Origin of the sequence: Pseudomonas sp. BW16M2 (genome assembly GCF_014268865.1) — a bacterium.
GTDB lineage: Bacteria > Pseudomonadota > Gammaproteobacteria > Pseudomonadales > Pseudomonadaceae > Aquipseudomonas > Aquipseudomonas peradeniyensis.
Window position 1 is genome coordinate 90,576 of the sequence record NZ_JABWRI010000012.1, and the last position, 20,139, is coordinate 110,714.

Annotated in this window: 15 protein-coding genes; 7 read left to right on the plus strand and 8 right to left on the minus strand. The window is 63.8% G+C overall.

Going from position 1 to position 20,139, the window contains the following annotated elements; translation table 11 throughout:
- The first annotated feature begins 158 nt into the window (after nucleotides 1–158).
- From zwf to HU735_RS13445, 3 genes are read left to right on the plus strand one after another with little or no spacing between them, the layout of a single operon-like run.
- The gene (zwf, locus tag HU735_RS13435; RefSeq protein ID WP_186713884.1) at nucleotides 159–1,628 is read left to right on the plus strand and encodes a glucose-6-phosphate dehydrogenase; all 1,470 of its coding nucleotides are present in this window, start codon (nucleotides 159–161) and stop codon (nucleotides 1,626–1,628) included.
- Nucleotides 1,615–2,328, plus strand: a complete 714-nt coding sequence (gene pgl / locus HU735_RS13440; protein ID WP_186713885.1) for a 6-phosphogluconolactonase — start codon at nucleotides 1,615–1,617, stop codon at nucleotides 2,326–2,328. Before zwf ends, pgl begins: the two co-directional genes overlap by 14 nt.
- 17 nt (nucleotides 2,329–2,345) lie before the next feature.
- On the plus strand, nucleotides 2,346–3,020 hold the full coding sequence (locus HU735_RS13445) for a bifunctional 4-hydroxy-2-oxoglutarate aldolase/2-dehydro-3-deoxy-phosphogluconate aldolase (protein ID WP_050704151.1): 675 nt from the start codon (nucleotides 2,346–2,348) through the stop codon (nucleotides 3,018–3,020).
- Nucleotides 3,021–3,119: 99 nt separating this feature from the next.
- On the opposite strand, the gene HU735_RS13450 is transcribed toward HU735_RS13445, so the two are convergent.
- From HU735_RS13450 to HU735_RS13480, 7 genes are all read right to left on the minus strand, one after another.
- Complete coding sequence (locus HU735_RS13450; protein ID WP_186713886.1) at nucleotides 3,120–4,262, minus strand: merozoite surface protein 3b; 1,143 nt, start codon at nucleotides 4,260–4,262, stop codon at nucleotides 3,120–3,122.
- Nucleotides 4,263–4,306: 44 nt separating this feature from the next.
- Complete coding sequence (locus HU735_RS13455; RefSeq protein ID WP_186713887.1) at nucleotides 4,307–5,659, minus strand: hypothetical protein; 1,353 nt, start codon at nucleotides 5,657–5,659, stop codon at nucleotides 4,307–4,309.
- A 4-nt stretch (nucleotides 5,660–5,663) separates the two neighbouring features.
- Nucleotides 5,664–6,896, minus strand: a complete 1,233-nt coding sequence (locus HU735_RS13460) for a DUF6384 family protein (RefSeq protein WP_186713888.1) — start codon at nucleotides 6,894–6,896, stop codon at nucleotides 5,664–5,666.
- Nucleotides 6,897–7,097: 201 nt separating this feature from the next.
- A complete protein-coding gene (gene leuA / locus HU735_RS13465) occupies nucleotides 7,098–8,771 on the minus strand; it encodes a 2-isopropylmalate synthase (protein ID WP_186713889.1) in 1,674 nt (557 codons plus the stop codon).
- Nucleotides 8,772–9,140: 369 nt separating this feature from the next.
- Nucleotides 9,141–9,968, minus strand: coding sequence for a M23 family metallopeptidase (locus tag HU735_RS13470; RefSeq protein WP_186713890.1), 828 nt, complete (start codon nucleotides 9,966–9,968; stop codon nucleotides 9,141–9,143).
- A 3-nt stretch (nucleotides 9,969–9,971) separates the two neighbouring features.
- The gene (gene xseA, locus HU735_RS13475; RefSeq protein WP_186713891.1) at nucleotides 9,972–11,351 is read right to left on the minus strand and encodes an exodeoxyribonuclease VII large subunit; all 1,380 of its coding nucleotides are present in this window, start codon (nucleotides 11,349–11,351) and stop codon (nucleotides 9,972–9,974) included.
- 121 nt (nucleotides 11,352–11,472) lie between these two features.
- A complete protein-coding gene (locus HU735_RS13480; protein WP_186713892.1) occupies nucleotides 11,473–12,351 on the minus strand; it encodes a LysR substrate-binding domain-containing protein in 879 nt (292 codons plus the stop codon).
- A gap of 97 nt (nucleotides 12,352–12,448) precedes the next feature.
- Between HU735_RS13480 and HU735_RS13485 the strand changes: the two genes are divergently transcribed.
- The 4 genes from HU735_RS13485 to guaA all read left to right on the plus strand — a co-directional run bounded on the left by HU735_RS13485 (nucleotide 12,449) and on the right by guaA (nucleotide 17,023).
- Nucleotides 12,449–13,204, plus strand: coding sequence for a sulfite exporter TauE/SafE family protein (locus HU735_RS13485; protein WP_186713893.1), 756 nt, complete (start codon nucleotides 12,449–12,451; stop codon nucleotides 13,202–13,204).
- A 50-nt stretch (nucleotides 13,205–13,254) separates the two neighbouring features.
- On the plus strand, nucleotides 13,255–13,812 hold the full coding sequence (locus HU735_RS13490; RefSeq protein ID WP_186713894.1) for a sugar ABC transporter ATPase: 558 nt from the start codon (nucleotides 13,255–13,257) through the stop codon (nucleotides 13,810–13,812).
- Nucleotides 13,813–13,898: 86 nt separating this feature from the next.
- Entirely contained in the window at nucleotides 13,899–15,368 is a 1,470-nt protein-coding gene (guaB, locus tag HU735_RS13495; RefSeq protein WP_186713895.1) for an IMP dehydrogenase, read from the plus strand.
- Between the two features lie 77 nt (nucleotides 15,369–15,445).
- Nucleotides 15,446–17,023, plus strand: coding sequence for a glutamine-hydrolyzing GMP synthase (gene guaA / locus HU735_RS13500; protein ID WP_186658345.1), 1,578 nt, complete (start codon nucleotides 15,446–15,448; stop codon nucleotides 17,021–17,023).
- Between the two features lie 50 nt (nucleotides 17,024–17,073).
- Here guaA and HU735_RS13505 read toward each other — a convergent pair whose 3' ends face one another.
- Complete coding sequence (locus HU735_RS13505) at nucleotides 17,074–20,055, minus strand: membrane-targeted effector domain-containing toxin (protein ID WP_238349812.1); 2,982 nt, start codon at nucleotides 20,053–20,055, stop codon at nucleotides 17,074–17,076.
- Between the last annotated feature and the right edge of the window lie 84 nt (nucleotides 20,056–20,139).

A 20,139-nucleotide genomic window follows, 5' to 3' on the forward strand; every position in this document is an offset into this window, starting at 1 on the left:
GGCTTTTTGCGCTGGCGTGTATCGTACTGTCGGTAGGATTGTCACACCACTTGTCTGTAATGGCTGTATTCAATGTTGTGGTTTTTACTACATTAACCCTTGAAAAGCAGGGTTGAAACCGGTATTCCTAGTCCAACATTTATAAAAGAACCAACATCATGGCCGCGATCAGTGTCGAACCCTGCACCTTCGCCCTCTTTGGCGCCTTAGGCGACCTGGCATTGCGCAAGCTGTTTCCCGCGCTCTACCAGCTCGACCGCGCCGACCTCCTGCACCCGGACACCCGCCTGCTGGCCCTGGCCCGCGAGCCGGGCGGCGTGCAGGAACACCTGAACAGCATCGAAGCCCATCTGCGCCGCCATGTGCCGGAGGCCGAGATCGATGCCGCTTCCCTGGGGCGCTTCCTCGGGCGCCTGAGCTACCTGCACCTGGACTTCGTCGAACCCGAGGGCTACCAGGCCCTGGCCGAACAGGCGCCGAGCGGGCAGCCGCTCATTGCCTACTTCGCCACGGCGGCGGCGGTCTACGGCGCGATCTGCGAGAACCTCGACAAGGCCGGACTGGCCTCGCGCACCCGCGTGGTGCTGGAAAAGCCCATCGGCCACGACCTGGAGTCGTCGCGCCGGGTCAACGACGCCGTGGCGCGGTTCTTCCCCGAGAGCCGGGTCTATCGCATCGACCACTACCTGGGCAAGGAGACGGTGCAGAACCTGATCGCCCTGCGTTTCGCCAACAGCCTGTTCGAAACCCAGTGGAACCAGAATTCCATTTCCCATGTGGAGATCACCGTCGCCGAGAAGGTTGGCATCGAGGGCCGCTGGGGTTACTTCGACAAGGCCGGCCAGCTGCGCGACATGATCCAGAACCACCTGCTGCAGCTGCTTTGCCTGATCGCCATGGACCCGCCCAGCGACCTGTCGGCCGACAGCATCCGCGACGAGAAGGTCAAGGTGCTCAAGGCACTGGCGCCGATCACCGGCGAAGGCCTGAGCACCCATGTGGTGCGCGGCCAGTACATCGCCGGTTTCAGCGACGGCAAGCCGGTGCCGGGCTACCTGGAAGAGGACAACGCCAACGCCCAGAGCGACACCGAGACCTTCGTCGCCCTGCGCGCCGATATCCGCAACTGGCGCTGGTCGGGCGTGCCGTTCTACCTGCGCACCGGCAAGCGCATGCCGCAGAAGCTGTCGCAGATCGTCATCCATTTCAAGGAAACCCCGCACTACATCTTCGCTCCGGAACAGCGTTTGCAGATCGGCAACAAGCTGATCATCCGCCTGCAGCCGGACGAAGGCATTTCGCTGCGGGTGATGACCAAGGAGCAGGGCCTGGACAAGGGCATGCAGCTGCGCAGCGGCCCGCTGCAGCTGAACTTCTCCGACACCTGGCGCAGCGCGCGGATTCCGGACGCCTACGAGCGTCTGCTGCTGGAAGTGATGCGCGGCAACCAGAACCTGTTCGTGCGCAAGGACGAGATCGAATACGCCTGGAAATGGTGCGATCAGCTGATCGCCGGCTGGAAGACCAGCGGCGACGCGCCCAAGCCCTATGCGGCCGGTTCCTGGGGGCCGATGAGCTCGATTGCATTGATCACTCGCGATGGGAGGGCCTGGTATGGCGATATCTGAACTGCAACTGCCGGCGACGGTGAAGGCACATCAGCTGACTGATGCAAAAACCCAGGCGGCGACCCTGGCCCGTGATGTGGCCGAGCGCCTGCGCCAGGCCATCGCCAGCAAGGGCCAGGCCTGCGTGGTGCTGTCCGGCGGCCGCAGCCCGGTGCCGTTTCTCGAGAAACTGGCGGCAGAGGCGCTGGACTGGTCGAAGGTCACCGTGAGCCTGGCGGACGAGCGCTGGGTGCCGGTGGAACACGACGACAGTAACGCCGGCCTGCTGTCCCGTCATCTGTTCAAGGGCGGTGCGGCCAAGGCGCGGTTCATCGGCTTGTACCAGAGCGCCGCGACCCTGGAGGCCGCCGCCGAGCAGGCCGACCAGGTGCTCGCCGACCTGCCGCCGATCGATGTGCTGGTGCTGGGCATGGGCGACGACGGCCACACGGCCTCGCTGTTCCCGGCCAGCCCCAACCTGCGCCAGGGCCTGGCCAAGGTTGGCGAGCGTCGCTGCCTGCCGATGCTGGCGCCGAGCGTGCCGCACCAGCGCCTGAGCATGACCCGCGCGCTGCTGGCCAGCGCCGGCTTCATCGCGCTGTCCGTGCAAGGCGCGGGCAAGCTCGCCACCCTGCGTGCCGCCCTGGCGGCCGAAGACCCTACCGAAATGCCGATTCGCGCCTTTCTTCACGACCCCCTGGACATCTACTGGTGCCCATGAGCCAAGGACCCATTGTCATGACCACCCTCGAACGCCCACAGCCTTTGCTCTCGATGGCCGACAAAGCCGCGCGGATCGACGCGATCTGCGACAAGGCGCGCATCCTGCCGGTGATCACCATCGCCCGTGAGGAGGACATCCTGCCCCTGGCCGACGCCCTGGCCGCCGGCGGCATCCGCACCCTGGAAGTGACCCTGCGCTCGCAGCACGGCCTGAAGGCCATCCAGGTGCTGCGCGAGCAGCGCCCCGAGCTGTGCGTCGGCGCCGGTACCGTGCTCGACCGTGGCATGTTCGCCGCCGTCGAGGCCGCGGGCGCGCAGTTCGTCGTCACCCCGGGCATCACCCAGGACATCCTCGAAGCGGGCGTGGACAGCGACATTCCGCTGCTGCCGGGCATCAGCACGCCGTCGGAGATCATGATGGGCTATGCCCTCGGCTACCGTCGCTTCAAGCTGTTCCCAGCGGAGATCAGTGGTGGCGTGGCGGCGATCAAGGCCTTTGCCGGCCCGTTCGGCGACATTCGCTTCTGCCCAACCGGCGGGGTGAATCCGGCCAACGTGCGCAACTACATGGCCCTGCCCAATGTGATGTGCGTGGGCGGCACCTGGATGCTCGACAGCAGCTGGATCAAGAACGGCGACTGGGCGCGGATCGAGGCGTGCAGCGCCGAGGCGATGGCATTGCTGGACTGACAGATTTCGTTGTGTGCTACACGGCTTGTGGGGCGCTTGGTCGGCGCCCCTTTTTTTTGCCTGAAGGTTTTCCGCGTTTGGGTTGGCTGACGGGGCTGCTTACTGCGAGGCTTTGGTCAGCAAACTGGAAAAGGCGCGTTTGGCGTCTTCTACGGCGTTGGAGATCTCCAGCGCTGCCTTGGTCGACTCGGCCCGGTAGGTTTCGGTGAGGCCTTTCATGTCATTCTGGAAATCCAGGGTGGCCTGGGCCAGGGCGCGCACCGATTCGACGCGCAGGGTCGAGCCATAGCTGGCTTTCATCGCCGCCCCCAGTTGCTGGTTGCCCAGCTCGCCCAGGGCTTCCAGGCCCTTGTTGATACCGGCGGTAGTGGCGTTGAGGGTATGGGTGGCCTCGGCCATGCCCTGGTTGGCGGTGAACGAAACCGCAAGGCTGGTGAGCACGATTTCGTTGGTGGCGAAGAACGACACCATTCGCTGGTACTGACGCTCCTTGACCACATGCACCTGGCTGATACGGGCAAAAACCATCTCGGCGGTGTTGTAGCCAACCCGTAGGTCGTCAGCGATATCCTTGACGATCTGGTAGCTTTTGTCTTCGTTCTGCAGGGCTCGCACCGCTTCGTCACGCACCAGCTCCAGTGCCGCGATGCGGGCGGGCGCTTCGCTTGCGGCCGCAGCCACGCTAGCGTTGGCGGTGTCCAGGGCACGGGTGCACTCCTGCAGGGACTGCCCTGCGATGGCCAGTACTTGCTGGGCATCGACCTCGGCAGTCTTCATGGCCAGGCGGAAGTCCATGTAGGCTTCCAGGATCAGGCTTTCGCGGGTGATCTGGTCGCTGGCGGCCGCGCACACCTCGAGGTAGTGCTTGCGGATGTCCTCGAAACGGCTCGGGATCGAGCCTCGCAGCATGCGCATCCAGGCCAGCTTGAGGCGTTCGAGGGTATCCAGGCGACCATCGTCCATCCATGTGGCCATGGCAGCCGCATCTTCACGAATTGACGTGAAGCTGTCGGTGATATCCATGTAGCGGTGAGAGATATCCATCCCGGCGATCTGCTCGCGTACGGTCTGGTTGAATAGTGACGCCTGCTGCAGTACTGCGGCGATGCCGGTGACACGCTGGTTGTCGTAGTGCGCGACCTTGTCCAGCAGGGTCAGTACTGGCGCTGGCTGGGGCGCCTGACCGAAGGCGATGCCGATTTTGCGCAGGCCGTCGAGGGCGCGTTCGAGGTATTGGCTCATGGTGATCCTTGCCTGAGTGGGTATCTGCAATTGAGTTGCGCGATTCAGAAACTGTTGGTTGTACGGAAACCACCACCGCCGGAACTGCTGGAGGTGCTGAAACCGCTTCCACCGAAACTGCCTGACGTGGAGAAGCTGCTGCCATGGGAGCTGGTCGAGTTGCTCCGGTCGTCATCCGGAAGCTGTGGCGACACGAACTGCCGGCCTTCATCGAGCAAGCGCTGCACGTCGGCCTGTTCCAGCTGGCCGCGCATGTAGTCGTCGAGTATTTCTTCGATGGGCCGCTGCAGCTGGTACACATGGCTTTTATCGCGGTGATGGGCATCGCGCAGCGCGTACTCCAGAGTCTTGGCCCGGTTATAGCGTTGGCGCTGGTTGTCACTCTGGTCGCGCAGGCTCCTCAGCGGTTGCTGAATCTCCCGTAGCCGCGCGTGCAGCAACTGCAGGTCGCCTACCAGGACATCGTCGTCCGGGCTAGGTGTCCTGGCGGCCTCGATGATCAGCTCGGCCAAGGGGCGCGCCCTGAGCCTGTCGGTGATGCTCTGGCGAATCTGCAACAGATGGGGATCGCGTTGCTGATTGAAGTCGGCCAGTTGAGCATGCAGCGAGCTGGCGTCGGCCTTGGCCTCGCTCAACAACACTTCCAGCTCCTGTTCCTCGGCCTGCAAGGCCTGCATGCCAGCTGCTTCTCGGGCTTTTTCCAGATGCTGCTGGTGTTGCGCCTGCAATTGCTGCCGCGCCTGGGCGAGGGTCTGGCGCTGGGTCTCGTTGCGCGCGTACATGGCCAGCAAGGTCTGTTCGTTGGCGTGGTTGACGTGAAAGTCGACCTTGCGCGCCAGGTAGTTGTCCAGTGCGCGCTGGAAGGGGTAAGGCCGGTATTGTTCGGTCCCATAGCTACAGGCCTTGAGAAAACGGTAGAGCGGGTTGCTCTTGTAACCCTCCAGCTTGTTGGCGCACTCGTTGCGGATTTCCTCGTAGCCCGCATCGGACTGCTGTTCGGCTTGCCGGGCTGCATTCAGTTGTTCCAGCAGTTGGGCGAAAGCAGGGTCCTGGTCGAGCAAACGCTGTGCCTGGGCATCGAGTTGGCCGAGATCACTGCGCACCTGCTGCCGTTTGTCCAGTCGGGCGGCTATCTGCTGCTCGACTCGTTCGAGCGCCTGGACCAGGATCGCTCGGGCGTGTGTGCGCTGCTCGAACAACAGCCGCGTCTGCAAGTCCTGGTCGGGGTCGATATTCAACTGCAGGGTGGCGATCTGGCCCAGCTTCGAGGTGATCTGGTCTTCCAGTCGGGCTTCCTGATCGAGCTGGGCATACAGCGCCTGCTCCGCCTCACGCATGGTCTGTTCGGTCTGGCGCGAGTTGTGTTCGAGCGCATTGACAAGGGCGATCGGTGTCATGGCATTACCATTCCAGAATCATGTCAGAGGTAGCGTTGGTGCTCTGGCTGAAGTGTATGCTCAGGTTGTTCACCGGTTTTCTGCCGATCAGGCGTTGGCTGATATGGCCATCTTCGAGCTTGTCCTGCCGGACCCGCAGGTATTCGTCGTAACTGACGCGGACTCCGAAACGATTGGCCCAACGGGTCTTGCCGGTCTCCACGCTGGTCACCGGCACCCACGTCTGCTTACCGGCAGCGTCGAAGGGTTCGACGATCAGATACCAGCTTTTGCCTCGGGTGCTGTTCGGGTTGCAGCCGGCGTTTTCGTAACAGCGCTCCACACCCGATTTGATGCCGGGGCGATCGATCAGCTCGATGGTCAGGGGTTCTGCGGCGTAAATCAGGTAGTCCTTCACTGCGTCGAGGCTGGCGTCGGCCTTTTCCAGTTGCAGCTTGGCGATATCTTCACCGGCACGGTTGAGCCAGTCAGCCAGTTGGTCATGATCGGCCTTGGGCAGCGGCATGGCATTCAGGCGATCCTGCAGTTGCTGCTGCCGGTCGAGGCTGATGTAGACGTGCTCCACGCGGTTGAGTCGTTTTCTGGCTTTTGCCAGGTTGTTTCGCGAGCCGGCCAACTCGAAATACGCTTGTTCTATTCGGGCATTGAGGGGGGGGCGATTGTCGCTGGTGATCGGATCGGGTCGCGCGACAGTCAATGATTGGCTGGGGCTGGGCAGCAGGCGCTCGACCTTGACGAGCAGATCCGCCACCACTGGAACCGTTTGGCGTGCCTGACGTGCCTTGGATTGTTCCAAACGCTGGCGCTGCGCAGCTAAGTCCATCTGCAACTGCTGGACGTCGATGGCCAGTTGGTCGGCGCGCAGGCCCGCCCGAATGTTTAGTCCACTCTCTACCAGAAAGAGCGTGCCCAGGCCCAAGGCAATCAGCAGCACACTGTAGGCCACGCCTTTTAGCAGCGCTCGGTAGGCCATGGCCAGGCGGGTCAGCAGGCGTTGCGTGAAGCCCAGTGCAGGGGCCTGGAATTCGAGACGTCGTGCGAAGAATTGACGTACGCCTTCCTCGACCGTTGCTTCGTCGAAGGCGATGCCATGGCTCTGGTAGTAAGTGCGAATGCCTTCGGCCACTTCGGCCCGGCGCCGAGGCAAGTCAAGGTGCTCCTGGATGGCCATTTCGCGATGACGCAGTTGGTCAACCAGCCCCATGGCGCCGATCCGTTCACTCAATGGGATGCTCATCGATTGCATTCCAGCGGGCGGTGGCGCGGTGCGCGCGCCAGGCAATAGCTCATGGTGCTCCTTGCATGAGTGGGGGAGGGCTCGCGCAGTATACCCATGAATGAAGGCCAAATGATGGCCCGCTCTCTGCAGCCTGCTAATCTCATCCAGCGCGCACAAAAAAGCCCGCATCTCTGCGGGCTCTTCTGATCGATCAGCGCATCAAGCCGCTTTGGCCTGCTGCTGGCTCAGCGACCGGTTCAGCGCGCTGAACAGCGCCTTGAAGCTGGCGGTGGTGATGTTCTCGTCGATGCCCACGCCATGCACCGGACGCCCACCGGCCACACGCAGCTCGATGTACGCTGCCGCCTTGGCGTTGGTGCCGGCGCCGATGGCGTGCTCGTTGTAGTCCATGATCTCCACGCTGACCGGCAGGCCGGCGACCAGCGCTTCCAGGGCGCCGTTACCTTTACCGTGCCAGTGCAGGGTGGTCTCGCCTTCACCGGAGACTTCCACCTGCACGTGGCTGCTGCCGTTCTCTTCCTGCAGGCGGTGGCTGACCAGCGCATACGGTGCATTGGCCTGGAGGTATTCCTTCTGCAGCAGCTTGTAGATCTGCTCGGCGGTCATTTCCAGGCCGAGACGGTCGGTCTCGCCCTGTACCACCTGGCTGAATTCGATCTGCATGCGGCGCGGCAGGCTGATGCCGTACTCCTGCTCGAGCAGGTAGGTGATGCCGCCCTTGCCCGACTGGCTGTTGACGCGGATCACCGCCTCGTAGCTGCGGCCGATGTCGGCCGGGTCGATCGGCAGGTACGGCACTTCCCACAGTTCGCCGTCCTGCTGCTTGGCGAAGCCCTTGCGGATGGCGTCCTGGTGCGAGCCGGAGAAGGCGGTGTGGACCAGGTCGCCGACGTACGGGTGACGCGGGTGCACCGGCAGCTGGTTGCACTCCTCGACGACCTTGCGCACGCCGTCGATGTCGGAGAAGTCCAGCTGCGGGTCGATGCCCTGGGTATAGAGGTTCAGCGCCAGGGTCACCAGGTCGACGTTGCCGGTACGCTCACCGTTGCCGAACAGGCAGCCTTCGGCACGGTCGGCGCCGGCCATCAGGCCCAGCTCGGTGGCGGCGATGCCGGTGCCACGGTCGTTGTGGGTGTGCAGGCTGATGATCACGCTGTCGCGACGGTTGATGTTGCGGCAGAACCATTCGATCTGGTCGGCGTAGACGTTCGGCGTGGCGACTTCGACGGTGGCAGGCAGGTTGAGGATGATCTTGTGCTCGGGGGTCGGGTTCCACACCTCGATCACCGCGTCGCACACTTCCTTGGCGAATTCCAGTTCGGTGGCGCTGAAGGTTTCAGGCGAGTACTGGAAGGTCCACTGGGTGTTCGGCTGCTGGGCGGCGTACTTGACGAACAGCTTGGCGGCGTTGACCGCGATGTCCTTCACGCCTTGCTTGTCCTGGTTGAAGACGATGCGGCGGAACGACGGGCAGGTGGCGTTGTACAGGTGCACGATGGCCTTCTTGGCCCCGCGCAGGGACTCGAAGGTACGGGCGATCAGGTCTTCACGGGCCTGGGTCAGCACCTGGATGGTGGTGTCGTCCGGGATGTGGCCGTCTTCGATCAGGGTGCGCACGAAGTCGAAGTCGGTCTGCGAGGCCGACGGGAACGACGCTTCGATCTCCTTCACGCCCACCTGCACCAGAGTCTTCCAGAACCGCAGCTTCTTCTCAGAGTCCATCGGCTCGATCAGCGACTGGTTGCCATCACGCAGGTCGGAACTGCACCAGATCGGTGCCTGGGTGATGGTCTTCGACGGCCAGGTACGGTCGGGCAGGTCGATGGTCGGGAACGCGCGGTATTTCTTCGATGGGTCTTTGAGCATGGTCATGGAAGCAATCCTTTTATGTGCGGCCGTGATCGGGCCTGCCAAACGAAAACGAGAGAAAAAGGCGAGGCGACGCGATTCACCCTGGTAGTCGGGCGCTGACCAGGCAGAGGCTGCGGTGTTGTCGGAGCAGGGTGCTGAAGATGTTCATAGGCTCAACCCTAACCAGTGGGTTGGGGGATGGCAAGCATTGCGGGAAAATTGAGAGGAATGCTTAAAAAAACGATGCTTATGTGTTTTTGTGGCTGCTAATTAGGTCTTGTTGAGATTTTATTGCGTGATGTTTTTTCATTGCGCAAACCGCGGGGCAAGCCCGCTCCCACGATGCCACCGTTGGCTGCGTGGGAGTGGGCTGGCCTCGCGATTACGCCTTCAGGGCTGGAACGCGCCGATGAAAATCGCAGGATCCACCCGCGCATCGTTGAGGCTGACGTTCCAGTGCATGTGCGGCCCGGTGGCCCGGCCGGTCGAGCCCACGCGGCCGACCACCTCGCCCCGGCGTAGCACCTGCCCCGGCTTCACGTCGATCTTCGACATGTGGCAGAACATGCTGATGAAGCCCTGGCCATGGTCGACGAACACCGTGCGGCCATTGAAGAAGTAGTCGCCCACCAGGACCACCTTGCCGTTGGCCGGGGTCTTGATCGGCGTGCCGGCCGGCACGGCGAAGTCAAGGCCCGCATGAGGGTTGCGCTCCTCGCCGTTGAAGAAGCGGCGCACGCCGAACTTGCTCGACAGCGGGCCGTTGACCGGCTTGTCGAGGATCAGGTTGCTCGGCAGGGTCGGGCTGAAGCTGCGGTAGGCCTTGACCTGCTCGGCCAGCTCGCGGTCGATGCGCTTGAGGTCCTCGGGCTCGGGGTTGACCTGGCGCTTGTTCTTCAGGGTGATGTGCTGTTCGGGGTATTTCTTGCTGCCCACGCTGAAGCGGATGTCGCGCCCACCCTGGCTGAGCACGGCGCTGCCGGGCTTCTGGGTGAGCGGGATGCCGACGATGGCCAGCCAGTTGTCCTGCTCCTTCACCACCAGCACCGGCTTGCCGTCGAAGCGGGCGCTCGGCGCGCTGGCGGCCGGCCCCAGGTTGACCACGGCCACGCCGCCGGGCACCGGCTTGTCGAGGGCGCGGGTGATGTAGCTGGCCTGGGCCGCGGTGAGCGGCAGCAGCAGGGCGAGGGCGAGCAGGGGCGCGAACAGGCGGGGCATGTGTCAGTCCAGTAGCGAGAGGGTGACCGGAGTCTGGTGGTTGTCCTCGACCCGCACCTTGAGCTCGCCTTCATTAAGGCGGGCGGTCAGGCGTTGGCCGTTGTGGGTCTGCGCGGCGCTGCGGATGGCCTGGCCGCGCTCGTCGAGGAGGATGCTGTAGCCGCGGGCGAGGGTCGCCAATGGGCTGACCACCTGCAGCGTCTGCAACTGCGCCTGGAAGCGTTGGCGGCGGTCCTTGAGCACGTCGCGCATGGCCCGTGGCAGGCGTTCGGCCAGGCTGTCCAGGCGTTGCTTGAGCAGTTTCAGGTTGCGTCCCGGGTGTTGCGCGGCAAGGCGCATGTCCAGGCGGCCGAGGCGTTCGTGGCGTTGGCTCATGGTCAGCGCGAAGGCGCGGCGCAGGCGCATGTCCAGGTCATCCAGGCGCTGGGCCTGCTGGCGCAGGCGCTCGCCCGGGTGGCGCAGACGCCGGGCCAGGCCCTCGACGCGCAGGCGGTCATGGGCCAGGCGGCTCTGCATGCGCAGCAACAGGCGTCGCTGCAGACTGTCCAGGCGCTGCTGCAGGCCGCTGCTGTCGGGGGCTAGCAGCTCGGCGGCGGCCGAAGGCGTGGGGGCGCGCACGTCGGCGACGAAGTCGCTGATCGACACGTCGGTTTCATGGCCCACGGCGCTGACGATCGGCGTCACGCAGGCGGCCACGGCACGGGCCACGGCCTCTTCGTTGAAGCACCAGAGGTCTTCCAGCGAGCCGCCGCCACGGGCCAGGATCAGCGCGTCGAAGCCTTGCCGGTCGGCCATCTGCAGGGCACGGACGATCTGTGCGATGGCCTCGCGGCCTTGCACGGCGGTAGGGATCAGGTTCAGTTCGACCTGCGGCGCGCGGCGCCGGAACACGCTGATGATGTCGCGGATCACCGCGCCGGTGGGCGAGGTGACGATGCCGATGCGCCGCGGGTGGGCCGGCAGCGGCTGCTTGCGTTCGGTGCTGAACAGCCCCTCGGCGCCGAGCTTTTCCTTCAGCGCCTCGAAGGCCAGGCGCAGGGCGCCGTCGCCGGCCGGTTCGACGGTGTCGAGGATCAGCTGGTAGTCGCCGCGGCCCTCGAACAGCGAAACCTTGCCGCGCACCTTTACCGCCAGACCGTCACGCAGGGCCTGGCGCACGCGGGCGGCGTTCTGCCGGAACAGCGCGCAGCGGATCTGCGCGCCGCTGTCCTTGAGGGTGAAGTACATGTGGCCGGAGGCCGGGCGGGCGAGGTTGGAAATCTCGCCTTCCACCCAGACGCTGCGGAACACGTCCTCGAGCAGCACGCGGGCGCGGCCGTTGAGCTGGCTGACGGTGAGGACCTCGCGGTCCAGGCCGAGTCGTTCGAAAGGGTCTCTGATCATGCCGGGCATCATAAAGGACCGAAGGCCTGGTTGTCTGTGCCGGCCTCATCGCGGGGCAAGCCCGCTCCCACGCTCATCCGACCTAGGGCGTGGGAGCGGGCTTGCCCCGCGATAGAGGCTTTCAGCCTTGCATGATCGCCACGAACTGACGCACCAACTCCCCGGCACCCCGGCGACAAGCCAGCGCCACGGTGCTTTGGCACGCCTCGGCTAGCGACACGAAACGTACCGCCGGCGGGGCGATCTCGCGCATGCTCTGGGGCAGCAACGCCACCCCGAACCCAGCCTGGATCAGCTGCAGTTGGGTGGTCTTGCGCGATACCACCTGCGCCGCCTGGGGAAAGAATCCCTCGTTCATGCACAGCGACGCCGACAGGTAGCTCAACCCGCCGCGCTGGCGATGGGGAATGGAAATGAAGCGCTCCTCGCGCAGTTGACCCAGTTGAACACTGGCTGCCGTGGCCAGAGGGTGGCTTGCCGCTACCGCCAGCAGCAGGGGCTCGTCGAACAACGCATGCAGCTCCACGCCCTCGTGCTGGCGCAGCACTGGCAGGCGCAGCAGGCCGATCTCCAGACGGCCCTCGGCGATGTCCTCCAGTTGCGCCTCCGACGATTGCTGGGCGATTTCCAGGGAGACGCCGGGGTTGTCCTCCAGGTAACCGCCGAGGCGCTGCAGCAGTTGACCTGTCAACGGCACGGTACTGGAGTGATTCAGCCGCAGGCTGCCGCGCAGGCCCTGGCCGACCTCGCGGGCCAGGCGTTCGGCTTTGTCCAGGTCGGCCAGCAGGCGCCGGGCGCGGTTGAGGAAGGCAACCCCGGCGGCGGTCAGCCGTGGCTGGCGGGCGGTGCGTTCGAACAGCGCGGACCCCAGGTGCAGCTCCAGTTCCTTGATCTGTCGGCTGAGGGCTGACTGGGCGATGTACAGCCGCTCGGCGGCGGCGCTGAAGCTGCCGGCCTCGGCGATTTCGACGAAGTAGCGCAGTTGGCGGATCGAGGTCATGTCATGCCTTTTCAAGATGGCTCATGGCGTAAAGGCATATTAGTCGGCATGGCTTGTCGCTGGCTAACCTTCCAGGGTCTCCCAAGGAATTGTCGCGATGTTCGCTCAACTGTCGTTTTCCACGCTCGACTGGCTACCCATCCTGCTGGGGGTGGGGGTGGCCTATATCGTCTTCGGCATCGCCGGCTTCGGCACCGCGCTGGTCGCCGGCCCCGTGCTTATCCATTTCATGCCGCTGTCGCGGATCGTTCCGTTGCTGGTGCTGCTGGACTTCGTCGCCGCCTTCGGCAACCTGCTGCCGTCGCGGCGCGACGTGGTGCGCGGCGAACTGCTCAGGCTGCTGCCGTTCATGGCCGTGGGTTGCACGCTGGGCGTGGTGTTCCTGCTGCGCCTGAGGTCGGATGTGCTGCTGTTGCTGATGGGGCTGTTCGTCACCGCCTACGCGGTCTATGGCCTGGCGGTGAAGGTGCGGCCGGCGAGCCTGTCGGGCGCCTGGGCGGTGCCCATGGGCACGGTGGGTGGCTTGTTCGGCGCCCTGTTCGGCAGTGGTGGTTTTTTATACGCGATCTACCTCAGCGCACGGCTGGAGGCCAAGGAGCAAGTGCGGGCGACCCAGGTCGCGCTGATCAGTTGCAGCACGGTGGTGCGCCTGTCGCTGTTCCTGATCGCCGGGGTGTATGCCGACGCCAGCCTGTTGCTGCTGGCCGCCTGCCTGCTGCCGGTGATGTTCGTCGGTACCTGGCTGGGCCGACGGCTGACCCTGAGGTTGTCCCGCGAGGCCTTCGTACGGCTGGTCACCTGGCTGGTGCTGGCCAGCGGCCTGGCGTTGATCGGTCGCTACCTGAGCGCCTGAGCAGGCGGTAGAATTGCGCCACTACCGCAGTTCGCAGGCCCGCCTCAAGCATGAACACCCAGAGCATCATCGTCCCCAAGCTGTCCACCGTGCCGGTTCACGAAGCCCGTGCCCGCGCCATCCTGCGCTGGCTGGTGCGCGAAAAGATCGTCGAGGAGCAACTGAGCACCTGTGGCCGCACCGGCAACCGCATGGGCCACGCCCTGGCCGAAGGGGCGCGCAAGGTGGCCCTGCACCCCGAGAAGCTGCCGTTCGGCGCACAGGTCAATGGCCTGGAGGTGATGCTCAAGCGCTGCATCTACACCCCCACCGACGGTTTTCTCGAGGAGGCCGGCTGCCCGGAATGCCGGCGCGAGGTGGGCGAGCCGCTGTTCGAGAGCCTGGAGGAGTGGATGCCGGGGGTGAGCGACAACTTCACCTGCCCGCTGTGCGGCTTCGAGGACGACATCAATGGCTTCCTCTACCTGCAGCCGTGTGCCTTTTCCAACCTGGGGTTCATCTTCAATAACTGGGGCGAGGCCGGGTTCACCCAGGCCTTCCTCGACAGCTTCGCCGACTGGCTGGACCAGCCGGTGGCGGTGGTGCAGGTAAAACTGCCGCACGGCTGACCGAAGGCCCTTATTTTGCATTGAGCGGCGCGCCATGGATGGGTATAATGGCGCGCTTCCATTTTTCCCTCCCGGGAGCCCCCGCGATGCTGCGTATCAGCCAAGAAGCCCTGACCTTCGACGATATCCTCCTTGTACCTGGCTACTCCGAGGTACTGCCCAATGAAGTCAGTCTCAAGACCCGTTTGACTCGTGGCATCGAGCTGAACATTCCCCTGGTCTCCGCCGCCATGGATACCGTGACCGAAGCGCGCCTGGCCATCGCCATGGCCCAGGAAGGCGGCATCGGCATCATCCACAAGAACATGACCATCGAGCAGCAGGCCGGCGAAGTACGCAAGGTCAAGAAGTTCGAGGCTGGCGTGGTCAAGGACCCGATCACCATCGACGCCGACGCCACCGTGCGCGACCTGTTCGACCTGACCCGCCTGAACAACATCTCCGGCGTTCCGGTGCTGGCGAACGGCGACCTGGTCGGCATCGTCACCTCCCGTGACGTGCGCTTCGAAACCCGCCTGGACGCCAAGGTCCGCGACGTGATGACCCCCAAAGAGCGTCTGGTCACCGTCCGCGAAGGCGCCGACAAGAACGAAGTCCGCGAGCTGCTGCACAAGCACCGCCTGGAAAAAGTCCTGATCGTCGACGACAAGTTCGCCCTCAAGGGCATGATGACCGTCAAGGACATCGAAAAAGCCAAGGCCTACCCGCTGGCCAGCAAGGACGACCAGGGTCGCCTGCGCGTCGGCGCCGCGGTCGGCACCGGCAAGGACACCGGCGAGCGCGTTGCCGCCCTGGTAGCCGCCGGCGTTGACGTGGTGGTGGTGGACACCGCCCACGGTCACTCCAAAGGCGTGATCGACCGCGTTCGCTGGGTCAAAGAGAACTACCCGCAAGTGCAGGTGATCGGCGGCAACATCGCCACCGGCGCTGCCGCCAAGGCCCTGGCTGAAGCTGGCGCCGACGCGGTCAAGGTCGGTATCGGCCCGGGCTCGATCTGCACCACCCGTATCGTCGCCGGTGTCGGCGTGCCGCAGATCAGCGCCATCGCCAACGTCGCCGCCGCACTGGAAGGCACTGGCGTGCCGCTGATCGCCGACGGCGGCATCCGTTTCTCGGGTGACCTGTCCAAGGCCATCGTAGCCGGCGCCTCGTGCGTGATGATGGGCTCGATGTTCGCCGGTACCGAAGAAGCCCCGGGTGAAGTCGAACTGTTCCAGGGCCGTTCCTACAAGGCTTACCGCGGCATGGGCTCGCTGGGTGCCATGGCACAGGCGCAAGGCTCCTCCGACCGTTACTTCCAGGACTCCTCGGCCGGCGCCGAGAAGCTGGTACCGGAAGGCATCGAAGGCCGCGTGCCGTACAAGGGCGCCCTGGCCGCGATCATCCACCAGCTGATGGGCGGCCTGCGTTCGTCCATGGGCTACACCGGCAGCGCGACCATCGAAGAGATGCGCACCAAGCCGGAGTTCGTGCGCATCACCGGTGCCGGCATGGCCGAGTCCCACGTGCATGACGTGCAGATCACCAAAGAAGCCCCTAACTACCGCGTAGGCTAAGGCTTCCAGCAATTACCGAACGGGGCTGTCATACACAGCCCCGCGTCGTTTCCGATTTCCACTGACGAGATTGAGTCATGGCCCTCGACATTCACGCTCACCGCATCCTGATCCTCGATTTCGGTTCCCAGTACACCCAGCTGATCGCCCGCCGCGTGCGCGAGATCGGCGTGTACTGCGAACTGCACCCGTTCGACATGGACGATGAAGCGATCCGCGAATTCAACCCGCGCGGCATCATCCTGGCCGGTGGCCCCGAGTCGGTCCACGAAGCCAACAGCCCACGCGCCCCGCAGGCCGTGTTCGACCTGAAGGTCCCGGTGCTGGGCATTTGCTACGGCATGCAGACCATGGCCGAGCAGATGGGCGGCAAGGTCGAAGGTTCCGACCTGCGCGAGTTCGGCTACGCCCGCGTCGACGTGGTCGGCAAGAGCCGCCTGCTCGACGGCATCGAAGACCATGTCGATGACGACGGCGTGCTGGGCCTGGACGTGTGGATGAGCCACGGCGACAAGGTCACCCAGATGCCGGGCAACTTCAGCGTACTGGCCAGCACCCCGAGCTGCCCGATCGCCGGCATGTACGACGACGCCCTGGGCTACTACGGCGTGCAGTTCCACCCGGAAGTGACCCACACCAAGCAAGGCGGTCGCATCCTGTCGCGCTTCGTCCAGGACATCTGCGGCTGTGAGGCCCTGTGGACCGCCTCGAACATCGTCGAAGACGCCATCGCCCAGGTACGTGCACAGGTCGGTTCGGCCAACGTCCTGCTGGGTCTGTCCGGCGGCGTCGACTCCTCCGTGGTTGCCGCGCTGCTGCACCGTGCCATCGGCGACCAGCTGACCTGCGTGTTCGTCGACAACGGCCTGCTGCGCCTGCACGAAGGCGACCAGGTGATGGCCATGTTCAAGGAGAACATGGGTGTCAAGGTCATCCGCGCCGATGCCGAGAAGCAGTTCCTCGACAACCTGGCCGGCGAAGCCGACCCTGAGAAGAAGCGCAAGATCATCGGTCGCACCTTCATCGACGTGTTCGATGCCGAGGCCAGCAAGCTGGAGAACATCCAGTTCCTCGCCCAGGGCACCATCTACCCCGACGTGATCGAGTCGGCCGGCGCCAAGAGCGGCAAGGCCCACGTGATCAAGTCGCACCACAACGTCGGTGGCCTGCCGGAGGAGATGAACCTCAAGCTGGTCGAGCCGCTGCGCGAGCTGTTCAAGGACGAAGTGCGCAAGATCGGCCTGGAGCTGGGCCTGCCGTACGACATGGTCTACCGCCACCCGTTCCCAGGCCCGGGCCTGGGTGTGCGCATCCTCGGCGAAGTGAAGAAGGAATACGCCGACATCCTGCGTCGCGCCGACCACATCTTCATCGAAGAACTGCGCAAGGCCGACTGGTACCACAAGACCAGCCAGGCGTTCGTGGTGTTCCAGCCGGTCAAGTCGGTCGGCGTCGTCGGCGACGGCCGTCGCTACGCCTGGGTCGTGGCCCTTCGTGCCGTCGAGACCGTGGACTTCATGACCGCGCGCTGGGCACACCTGCCGTACGAGCTGCTGGAAACCGTCAGCGGCCGCATCATCAACGAAATCGACGGTATCTCCCGCGTCACCTACGACGTGTCGAGCAAGCCGCCGGCCACCATCGAGTGGGAATGAGTTGAGCCACAAGGGCGCCGCAAGGCGCCCTTGTCGTATCTGCGCTCAGCTCAATGACTGATGTAGCGCATGCCGCGCAGGCTCAGGCGGGTATGCAGGTCGGCAAGGTGTTCGAAGCGGCGTTCATGCACGTCTGGCCAGTCGGGGCGTTCGATGTAGCGATAGCGCCTGTCTCGTTTGATCAGGGTGCGTCGCAGGGTCGAATTCCGGCTGCGGTTGATCACGTATTCCTCGCCATTGACCCGTTCGATGGTGTAATCACCTGGCGTGACCAGCATGCTGTCGAAGTCGGGCGACGTCGAGCTTACGGGCAACACTGCTGCACGCAGGAGCAGGTCGCTTTTCAGATGCCTGACGCCAGCCTTTGGGTCGACGACATCCCTGCCGGGGTCGACGCTGTAGGCGCCGATTCCGTCGATTGGAGCGTCTTCGACACGCAGGCCGATCGCGCCTTCCGTTTCAGCCAAACCGGTAACGCCATGGAAGTTGTTGGCGTGGCTGCTGCCCACCAGTGCAACCCATTTTCCCGGACCTCGTGCAGCCTGGTCGGCCTCGATGATCAGGTGCGCATAAAAGTTCATCATCTGCTGGCGTGTCACGGCGGATACCGGGCTTGCCCAGGCTTGGCGGTAGCTGGCCATGCAATCGATGGACTGGATACGCACACCATTTTTCTGTGCCTCGGCCAGTACCCGGCGGAACGTGTAGCGGCCCGCCGGATCGGTGCCGTGCCCGAGGTCTTGCTCCGTGACGTAGGCATCAAGGGCTTTGGGCATCACGCCACTGCGGTTGAACGTGTCCAGGTCCGCTTGCTGGAAGTCGGTCGTGTAGTGCTCCATGTATAGCGTCCTGACCTTCAACTTGCGCAGCAGGCGCATGTTGTCGATCAGCAATCGCTTGCTGCCAAGGCCGCTATGCGCCTCACCTATCACCAAACCACTGCTGTTCTCGTAGATGCTTTGCAGCACTTGTTTGGAGGCCGCGCCAGGAGGGATCTCAGGTATCTGTGGGCGTGGGGGAGGCTGCACCGTCTTCATGAAGTCATTGGCGTCTGTCGCCAATTGATCACGTAGCTGGCGGAAACGCTGGAGGGCGGCGTTGCGTTCTGGTGCATCCAATCGTTCCCGCGTACCCGTAATCTCATGTTCTGAAACATCGTTCAGTGATTGGCGCAGGTCGGCGGGGACGTCATAAGGTGTCTCTGCAAGCGCAGGCGGGCTCGCAGACGTTGACGGGCGGCCCCAGGCCTTCAGGCGTGTGAGCATGCCCCCTTTGAGGCCTGGGCGATCCACGGGTTGCCAGTGTCCCTCTGCATCCAGGCGGATCGGCTGGTTCTTGTAGAAAGATAGCGGGTTGTCGGGGTCGACGATGGTCCAGGTTTTCAGCTCTGATACAAAACGCACCTGGTAAGGCATATCTTCAACCAGTGCGTAGAATTGCCCGCCTTGCGTGTAGATCCCTTCAAGGGTACCTGACCCCGGTTCGCCGCTGAGCACTACATTAGTTTCGAAAGGGCGCAGCAGCTCCCAGCTTTGCGCAGGTTGGAAAGGGGCGGGTACCCAGGTTTTTATGGCATCCGCCACGCTTGTCGTTGAGTCATCCTCGACTTCGCTATCGCTGGAGGCCGCGGGTTCCTCCGTCTCGGTTGGGCGCTCCCCGATATCCGTTGTTCCGTCTGCTTCACCCAACTCGGCAAGGGATCTGCCGGGAGCGCTGAGCAGAAAGGTCGCATTGAACAGGGTCTCGATGGCGGCGAAAATCGCGCCCGTAACGCCTGCCTTGCGTTCGCGGGTCGTGTGCCCGTTGATCGCCTGGTCGATGTTCAGGCCGGTTTCGGCGATGCCAGCGCCCACCAGCGCCAAGGCCACCGGCCAGTCCACTGCTGCCATGGGGCCGAACACTTGCAGGCCTGCCTTCAAGTAACCGATCCACAGCTGTTTGCGCAGGTCGGCGTTGGAGCGCAGGGTGAAGTGCGCATCATCGAGCATCCGCTGGCGGGCTTTGTTGCGCAGCCAGTCGAAGGCGTCTTCGTCAATTTGCTGGTCCAGCGTATTGAGGCCGGAGAAATCCTGCCTGCCCCAGCCGTGGTAGAGCAGGTCGATCAAATGGTTCAACCCGACCTGGCTGTCGCCCTCGTCGCGATCGTTCAGGGAAAAGTGCGCCACGAAGCGTGCCCGGTTCTCGGCATGATTGCAGTGGTTGAGCACCCACAGGAACAATGCCTGAACATCCTGGAAGTGATACAGGCCGTCGATGTCCCCGGGCAGGTAGATGACCTGGCTACCGTCTTGCATCTGCAGGCGCAGGATATCCGTCGCGACATGGCCGCCGATATCGAATGTGCATACGCGCACGCCGTTATCCGGCAGCGTTCGTTGGTTCAACGCTTGCATCGATGGCGGCCAGGACATTGCTCCGGTCAGTGCCCGCACGATGTCACTGCTCTGACGGGCGAACGCCGACTTGGGGTCATGGGCGCAGGCTTCCAGTACCTTGCTCAGGAAGTTGGCCTTGGCCAGCGTGCGGAAGTTTTCCGAATGGTTCGTCCAGAAGGTGCCCATCCGCCGCTTGAAGTCAGCGGCGAAGTCGATCTTCCAGAAGTCCTCCAGCACATCCTTGGCATCGAGCCGTACTTCATTGTGTTCGTCGTAGCTGTCCTTGCCTGGCCCATCGCTGTAGAAACCCACCAGATAGCTGAGCAAGTCAGCGTTGTCCTGGTCATGAACATCGAAACGGTGCATCACCAGTTGTGGCAAAGTCAGGGACTCGTACGGCTGATCGAAGTGTTGCCAGCCGTTGAAGGTCCTGGGGCTGCTGACGGCGGTATTGAATCGGTGCAGGTACACACTGTCGGGATCCAGCGCTTTCAGGCCATTGCGGTCGAGGATCTGTTGCGCGACGGTTCGCGCCATCTCGCGCATGTCCGGGCAGTCTTCGGTGAGTTGCCGGGCGATTGCCAGCAAGGTTTGCCGATCGCTGGAGGTGCGGGTAATGATGGGCATCACGATGTTCCAATAGAGAAGGATGACCATCAGTCTCAAGCGGTCGAAAGCCCGGAAGGCGGTACATATTGATTGACCGACGCCGGGGTATTGGCGGCTTTCACTTAATCTTTC

What these genes read in the sequence shown, in the direction of transcription:
- leuA (WP_186713889.1), bottom strand. Translation starts at nt 8,771, where the DNA reads ATGACCATGCTCAAAGACCCATCGAAGAAATACCGCGCGTTCCCGACC.
- pgl (WP_186713885.1), top strand. Translation starts at nt 1,615, where the DNA reads ATGGCGATATCTGAACTGCAACTGCCGGCGACGGTGAAGGCACATCAG.
- HU735_RS13505 (WP_238349812.1), bottom strand. Translation starts at nt 20,055, where the DNA reads ATGGTCATCCTTCTCTATTGGAACATCGTGATGCCCATCATTACCCGC.
- HU735_RS13445 (WP_050704151.1), top strand. Translation starts at nt 2,346, where the DNA reads ATGACCACCCTCGAACGCCCACAGCCTTTGCTCTCGATGGCCGACAAA.
- HU735_RS13470 (WP_186713890.1), bottom strand. Translation starts at nt 9,968, where the DNA reads ATGCCCCGCCTGTTCGCGCCCCTGCTCGCCCTCGCCCTGCTGCTGCCG.
- xseA (WP_186713891.1), bottom strand. Translation starts at nt 11,351, where the DNA reads ATGATCAGAGACCCTTTCGAACGACTCGGCCTGGACCGCGAGGTCCTC.
- HU735_RS13480 (WP_186713892.1), bottom strand. Translation starts at nt 12,351, where the DNA reads ATGACCTCGATCCGCCAACTGCGCTACTTCGTCGAAATCGCCGAGGCC.
- HU735_RS13450 (WP_186713886.1), bottom strand. Translation starts at nt 4,262, where the DNA reads ATGAGCCAATACCTCGAACGCGCCCTCGACGGCCTGCGCAAAATCGGC.
- guaA (WP_186658345.1), top strand. Translation starts at nt 15,446, where the DNA reads ATGGCCCTCGACATTCACGCTCACCGCATCCTGATCCTCGATTTCGGT.
- guaB (WP_186713895.1), top strand. Translation starts at nt 13,899, where the DNA reads ATGCTGCGTATCAGCCAAGAAGCCCTGACCTTCGACGATATCCTCCTT.
- zwf (WP_186713884.1), top strand. Translation starts at nt 159, where the DNA reads ATGGCCGCGATCAGTGTCGAACCCTGCACCTTCGCCCTCTTTGGCGCC.
- HU735_RS13455 (WP_186713887.1), bottom strand. Translation starts at nt 5,659, where the DNA reads ATGACACCGATCGCCCTTGTCAATGCGCTCGAACACAACTCGCGCCAG.
- HU735_RS13485 (WP_186713893.1), top strand. Translation starts at nt 12,449, where the DNA reads ATGTTCGCTCAACTGTCGTTTTCCACGCTCGACTGGCTACCCATCCTG.
- HU735_RS13460 (WP_186713888.1), bottom strand. Translation starts at nt 6,896, where the DNA reads ATGAGCATCCCATTGAGTGAACGGATCGGCGCCATGGGGCTGGTTGAC.
- HU735_RS13490 (WP_186713894.1), top strand. Translation starts at nt 13,255, where the DNA reads ATGAACACCCAGAGCATCATCGTCCCCAAGCTGTCCACCGTGCCGGTT.